At 72.1% G+C, this 6,234-nt stretch carries 6 protein-coding genes; 5 read left to right on the forward strand and 1 reads right to left on the reverse strand.

From position 1 onward, the window contains the following. The first annotated feature begins 178 nt into the window (after positions 1-178). The 5 genes from ACFVZH_RS39640 (at position 179) to ACFVZH_RS39660 (ending at position 3,861) form a co-directional block, all read left to right on the forward strand. Positions 179-991: a hypothetical protein gene (locus tag ACFVZH_RS39640; RefSeq protein WP_384905420.1), complete on the forward strand. Its 813-nt coding sequence runs from the start codon at positions 179-181 to the stop codon at positions 989-991. A 173-nt stretch (positions 992-1,164) separates the two neighbouring features. Next, positions 1,165-1,368, forward strand: coding sequence for a cold-shock protein (locus ACFVZH_RS39645; RefSeq protein ID WP_383516774.1), 204 nt, complete (start codon positions 1,165-1,167; stop codon positions 1,366-1,368). A 299-nt stretch (positions 1,369-1,667) separates the two neighbouring features. Next, positions 1,668-2,462, forward strand: a complete 795-nt coding sequence (locus tag ACFVZH_RS39650; protein WP_384905422.1) for a GNAT family N-acetyltransferase — start codon at positions 1,668-1,670, stop codon at positions 2,460-2,462. A gap of 295 nt (positions 2,463-2,757) precedes the next feature. Next, on the forward strand, positions 2,758-3,369 hold the full coding sequence (locus tag ACFVZH_RS39655) for a GNAT family N-acetyltransferase (RefSeq protein ID WP_384905424.1): 612 nt from the start codon (positions 2,758-2,760) through the stop codon (positions 3,367-3,369). Between the two features lie 261 nt (positions 3,370-3,630). Next, positions 3,631-3,861, forward strand: a complete 231-nt coding sequence (locus ACFVZH_RS39660) for a hypothetical protein (protein WP_384905426.1) — start codon at positions 3,631-3,633, stop codon at positions 3,859-3,861. A 424-nt stretch (positions 3,862-4,285) separates the two neighbouring features. Here ACFVZH_RS39660 and ACFVZH_RS39665 read toward each other — a convergent pair whose 3' ends face one another. Beyond that, entirely contained in the window at positions 4,286-6,031 is a 1,746-nt protein-coding gene (locus tag ACFVZH_RS39665) for a S8 family serine peptidase (protein ID WP_384905428.1), read from the reverse strand. Between the last annotated feature and the right edge of the window lie 203 nt (positions 6,032-6,234).

The following is a 6,234-nucleotide window of genomic DNA, read 5'->3' on the forward strand; positions in this document are numbered from 1 at the left end:
AGACCATGACCTGCGGCACCCCAACAGACAGTGACTGCACCGACGCTTTGGCAGCAATACTCACGACAGTTGAATACGCGAGCCCACCAGTACCACGGCCGGTACTGGACTGAGGTTCCGCTCCCGGCGACCGGCACCTGGAACGGCGCCCGGCAAGGGCGGAGCCCAGGCCGACATCGTGCTCACGGCCCCGCAGGACGGTGTGCCGCTGCTGTTCATCGAGGTCGACAACTGCCACGAGACCGCCGAGGAGCTCGCCGATAAGCTGGAGAAGTACGCGCGGTTCTTCAAACGGAAGGTGAAGGACACCGATGGCAAGGAGCGCCCGATGTGGCGTACGCGCTGGACGGTCCCCGAGGGCCGGTACGGCGATGCGCCGCACCCGCCCGTGCTGCTGGTGTTCAACCGCGCCGGCGAGCGCAACCCCAACCGCACCGTCCCGCGCCTGATGGAGCTGACCCGGCACCTGTGGCAGGGGGAGCGGCAGCGCGGCGGCCACCACCTCTACGACCGGAAGATCCCGATCATCGCGACCGGGCTGAACCAGCTGCGTGAGCACGGCCCGGCCGGCCCCGTGTTCGCCCGCTTCGGACGCAGCGGCCCGCAGACCCTCCTGGAGGCGATCGGCAACCCGCGCCGCGAGGCCGCCGACGCCCGCGAGCAAGAAGAGGCCAAGGCCCGCGCGGCGGCGTACCAGGCAGAGGTACGGCGGGCAGCCCAGGAGCAGGCCGCGAAGCAGGCAGCCGAGCGCGAGGCCCGCCGTCCCGTCTGCACCGGCTGCGGGGCGAAGTTCACCGACGCCCGCTGGGAGGCGGTACAGCCGAAGGACTGGGGAGCCTCGAAGGGCTCCCACCCGCGGCTCTGCGACGAATGCATGGACCACGCCGTGGTCGATGCACGGCAGGAGCAGGCCGGCGGGAAGCGTCAGGAGCGGGGGCAGACCGTGCCCGGCCAGAAGGCCGGTGGCTGGCTTTCGCGCATGCGTACCTGACCTGGGCAAGTCTCTTTGGCGGCGATGTGGCGCGTACGGAAGCTTGAGTCTGGCGCGGCGTGGCTCTTGGCTGGCGTTTCTCCTTCCCCGTGCTGGAGCGGGGCGGGATGATCCAGTGCGAGGCGGCGTGGCTGGGTGCCAGGCCGCGATCTCGTGGGTGAGAGGTGAGCCGTATGGCGACGGGGACGGTGAAGTGGTTCAGCGCGGAGAAGGGCTTCGGCTTCATCCAGCAGGATGAAGGCGGGCCGGATGTGTTCGTGCACTACTCGGGTATCGCCGGTTCTGGGTACCGCGAGTTGCGTGAGGGGCAGAAGGTCCGCTTCGACATCGGGCAGGGCGCCAGGGGCCCGCAGGCGGAGAACGTCACACCGGTCTGACATCCCCGTCCGAGGCACAAGGGGTCTCGGTGGTGTCCGTGAGCGTTCCGGGGTCTTCGCCGCAGGCGGCGAGTGCAGTGCTGCCGTGCTCACGGGCAACCTCGAGCATGCGCACCGGCCGCGTCTGTCGGTTTCCTGGCGGGCTGTTTGTGCGTGTCATGGGGCGGTTTTGCTGTCGGGCGGAGTGAAGCTTGGCCATCAGCACGACGTGAGAGAGGTGGATGCGGGTGGTCACGGCGGTGGCAGGGGCGGGTGCGGGAACGAGGGTGCGGCCATGTGAGCCCGGGGACCGCGCGGCGGTGCTGGAACTCGTGATGGCGGATCTGCTGCCCGGCCTGCCCGGCCCCACGTTCGCCGAGTTCGACCAGGCGCTGGAGGGCACCTGTCCCAGCGGCCCTGCGGGGCGGGCTGGGCTGGAGGGCGTGTGTACCGAGGTGCTCGTCTTGGCGGGCGGGCAGGTTGTGGGCGCGGTTTCCTGGGCGGTGCGGTCTTCGGACGGGGCGGGGATGCTGTTGTGGCTGCACTGCCTGGATGATGAGCAGCACCTGGCCCGGGTGCTGATCGAGCGTGCGGTGGACCGGCTGGGGCGGCGGACGGTGCAGGCGTTCACGGAGCCCACCGCCCTGGCGCCCGCCGGCCTTCCGCTGCGTATGCGTCCCGGAACGCGCCGGGCGCTGGAGGCGTGCGGGTTCTCCGGCCTTGACCGCTGGCGTTACCTGCACCGCCGGCTGGAGGACCGTGGGGGCCGGCTGTATGCGGTCGCGGATGTGGTGGAGTGTCCGGGGCTTCCGGGCTGGCGGCTGCAGCTTCGGGAGCGGGACGGCAGCCGTATCGGCGAGGCCCTGGTCGCCCTGCCCGTCGACGGGACCACGGCATTGCAGTGGGTGAGTCTGACCCCGGCGCGCCGCAGCATGGGCAACATCCTGCTGGAGCAGTGCCTGGCGCATCTCGCCGACCGCGGAGTCCGCGAGGTGACTACGGTCCTGCCCGCTCCCGCAGAGGGCCGGCCGGACCTGGATGCCGCCCTCGCCCTGCACACCGCGGCCGGGTTCGCCGAGATCGACCAGCTTCACGTCTACACCCGACGTCCTTGAGCGCCCGTATGCGGCCCTTCCGCAGCGCGGATGCCTGTCCGTGGTCTTCGGAGTCGAAAGCGCGGGCGGTATGAGAGCGCGGACCGGATCGGCTGCCGGCAGCGGCAGCCTGTCGAGCCGTCCGATGGCGCCGGACGACGAACCGGCGGTGCGGGGGCTGATCGACGCGGACCGACTGCCCGGCCAGCAGTCGGCACACGAACTGCTCACAGCTACAGACGAAAGCCCGCATGGGGTGGAAACGCTCGTGGTGTGCGACCCGCACGGTGAAGTTGCGGGGGTCGTGCGCTGCCAGGTGAGGGCTGCGGATGACGCGGGTCTGATCGTGTGGCTGCACGGCCGAGAGGACTTCGAGGTGATCGCCGCGCTGATCGCGCTGGCCCGGGCCCGGCTGGGCGACCGGGAGCTGTATGCGTGCACCGGCCCGGCCACCGCGACCGGCATCCCCGGCCTGCCCACCGGTCACCGCCCTGTCACCGCCCGCGCCCTGACAGCCGCCGGCCTCACTCAGACTGCCGCGCAGAGGTACTTCCTGCGCGACCTGGCCAGCACCCCGCCCGCGCCGCCGGCCTACCCGCTCGCGGACGTCACCGTCCTGACCGAACCTGACGGGTGGCGCCTCGAACTTACCGACACCGACGGCCAGCCCCTCGCGAGCGCGACCCTGCTCGCCCCGGCACCGGCCACCGCGGGCATGGCCGTGCTGTCGCAGCTGACGGTCCAGTCCGGGCAGCGGCGCCGCGGCATCGGCAGTCACCTGCTGGCCCAGTGCCTCCACCACGCCCATATCAGCGGTGCCGGTCATGTCACCGCTGTCATCCCCGAGGGCGACACCGCCGCCGCCCGCCTCCTGGCCGGCGCGGCCTTCCTCCTGCTCGACACTCTCACCGTCTACCGCCGCCCTTGACCCGACAGCGCGGCAACTGCCGCGCCGTCCTGTCGCATCGGGGACGACTGCCGAGCTACCGGGGCGGGCTGGGGTGTCACTATGGCGCGGGAGGTCGTGCGTACGCGTAACGATCTTCCAGCTGGCCCTGACCTGCAGCCTGGTGGACAATTTGGAGCTACGTTCACCGTGGCCGGTGCTTCCGGTCCCAGGGCCGACCGCTCGCCGGGGCAGACCATCACCTTTTCTGCACCGGCTCTTCCGCGCATGGAGGATTCCGTTATGGCAGCTGATGACGGCGAGGTGTTGGAGCGGGCAGCGGCAGATGTGGCCGCGGTCCAGCGGGCCTTGCGTGCCGCCCGCCGTGCCCTGAGCGACGCTGTCGTGGCGGCCCGGCAGCAAGGGGAGCCGGAGTGGCGGGTCGCCGAGCGTAGTGGCCTGGATCCGGTGACCATCCGCAACATCCTGGCCGCGGCCGAGGCCGCAGCGGAAGCGAGCTCTCCAGGTCAGTGACGCGCACCCCTTGGGAAACCGCGGCATGTGCCATGCGTTTGCGGCTGGCTGGACAGCGTCACGGTCGGGGGTTTCGCTGGTGGTGTGCCGCATTGATGAGCGGTCGTGCGGTATGTGCGGGCCGGGCCACCAGGACTGCAGGCTGTCTACCCGGGGCCCGGCACGCCGAACAGGGGCGAGCAGCGTCGCAGCCACAGGCGCCGTCACCTGGTGCAACGCCGGCAAAGGGGATGCGGCTTCAGAAAGCCGGACAGCGGGTCATCGGATCTGCTGGCGCACTTCTCGGCCATGCCGGTGTGCGGCTGCCGCGCTTTCTCCTCGTTGCTGAGCAGAGGAACGGGCCGTCAGGGTTCCGTGCCCGGCGCGGGAGGTATCCGGCGCGCCGGGCACGGAGTCTTGCGTGCGGGGGCGGTACCGCCGGTTTTCAGGGCTGCCGGTAGCCGGCGGCCGTGAACGGCTGGTCGGCGGCGGGGCTGTACTGCCAGGTGGTGGCGATGCCGAGTGCGGTGGGGGCGTCGGCGATACCGGCGCCGGTGCGGGCGGGATCGGCAGCGGGAACCGGGCGGCAGGCGGTGCGCAGCAGGGTGTAGAGCTGGCTGGTCCGGGCGGGAGTGCGTGGCGTGGCGTGGGTGCGCAGGTGGTCGTGGTGGGCGAGGAGGAGGGCGGCGAGGCCGGTGACGTGGGAGGCGGCGATCGCGGTGCCGTCGGCGGGGGTGTAGCCGCCGCCGGGTCCGGTGGTGATGATGGCGGTGCCGGGGGCGGCGAGGTCGACGCCGGGGCCGGTGGCGGTGAACGGGGCCGGGTAGAGGCCCGGCCACGGCGGCTGCAGCAGGGCGGTGCCGCCGGTGGGCTGGGTGCCGGTGTGGGCGAGGGCGCCGACGGCCAGGACGTGGGGCAGGGCGGCGGGCTGGGTGAGAGGGCCGGCGGTGTCGCCGGCGGGGGCGATGACCGCGATCCCGGCCGTGTGCGCGTCGAGAAGTTTCCAGGCCACCAGCTGGGACGGAAGCGGGTAGGCGAGGTTGAGCTGGGCGATGTCGACGTGGTGGGTGATGCAGTAGTCGACCGCTTCGAGGAGATCGCTGACGTGTCCGCCGGGGAAGAGTTTCAGCGCGTGGAGTTCGGCCTCGGCGGCGATGCCGGTGATGCCGGTGCGGTTGTCGGCGGCGGCGATGATCCCGGCGCACCAGGTGCCGTGCCCGGTGGCATCGGTGTGCCAGGTCCTCTCGCCGCTCAGGCGGGTGAAGTCGTATCCGGTGTGGACGGTGTCCTTCAGGTCGGGGTGGGTGATGTCGACGCCGGAGTCGATCAGGGCGATCTTGATGCCGTGGCCGCGGTAGGTGGGCGGGATCTGGTGCAGCCGCATCGCCTGCCATCCCCAGCCGGTCACCGCCTGGCCGGGAAATCCCTCGAACGTCTGTGCCAGTGCCGTGAGTTCCACTGTCGTCTCCGCGCCGTCGCGCAGGCGGGGATCGTCCAGGCGCAGCGGCCAGTAGTCGCTGGCCGGACGAACGTACAGGGCCTTGAGCGTGGCCGGGGTGTCCGCGGCCAGGGTGAGCTCGGCCCGGCCGTCCGGGCCGGTCACGGCGTGGGCGGTGGCGCCGGTCCCGACAGCCCACACGTGCGCGCCGGCCGCCGTGTCGCCGTCCGCGCCCTGGACCCGCACGCTCAGCCGCCCGGGCTCGGCCAGCGGCACGGTGAGTGCTGGATCGCTCACCGGTGTTGCCGTGCCCAGGCCGCCGGACGCCCAGGAGGCGGGCGTGTAGGTCAGGGGCTGGTCGATCTCGACGACGACCTGCGGGTTCGCCGCCAGCGCGCGGGCCCGCTCTTCGGGCATCATCACCACCGCGACCGGCGGACACGCCGCGTGGGGTTCGGCGATCGCCCCCAGCCCCCTGGAACGTGACGGCCGCACCTGTGCGACCGGCTCCACGTTCGGGTCTTCTTCCAGCAGCGTGAACAGCGCTGACGCCTCGATCGGCGGCACCCCGCCCGCGAGCAGGCCCGGCGGACGCGGCGCGACCAGATACCGGCCCCACCCCACCCGCCGGTCACGCTGGCCGGACCGGCTCGCCGGTTCGCCGGACGGAGTGGCCGCCGCACTCTGCACTTTTTGGGGCTTCGTGCCCTCGTCGCCGTTGCCCGGCTTCACGCTGCCGCCCTGCTCACTCATCACCCAACCGCCGTCTCGGAGAATCCGTCACCCAGCGCACGCCTGAAAATGTGGTCGGTGGGAGCGGGCGTGCCACCGCTCCCACCCCAGGCCATGGCCGGCCGTCCGCGGGACTCGTCACCGCAGCGGAGGCATGCCGGCCGGGCGGGCCGCAGCGGGTCCGCCCGGCCGCCGCTCACAAAACCAGGCCGGGCACCAGGCCG

The organism is Streptomyces sp. NPDC059534 (assembly GCF_042743475.1).
GTDB lineage: Bacteria > Actinomycetota > Actinomycetes > Streptomycetales > Streptomycetaceae > Streptomyces.

What these genes read in the sequence shown, in the direction of transcription:
- ACFVZH_RS39645 (WP_383516774.1), top strand. Translation starts at nt 1,165, where the DNA reads ATGGCGACGGGGACGGTGAAGTGGTTCAGCGCGGAGAAGGGCTTCGGC.
- ACFVZH_RS39660 (WP_384905426.1), top strand. Translation starts at nt 3,631, where the DNA reads ATGGCAGCTGATGACGGCGAGGTGTTGGAGCGGGCAGCGGCAGATGTG.
- ACFVZH_RS39665 (WP_384905428.1), bottom strand. Translation starts at nt 6,031, where the DNA reads ATGAGTGAGCAGGGCGGCAGCGTGAAGCCGGGCAACGGCGACGAGGGC.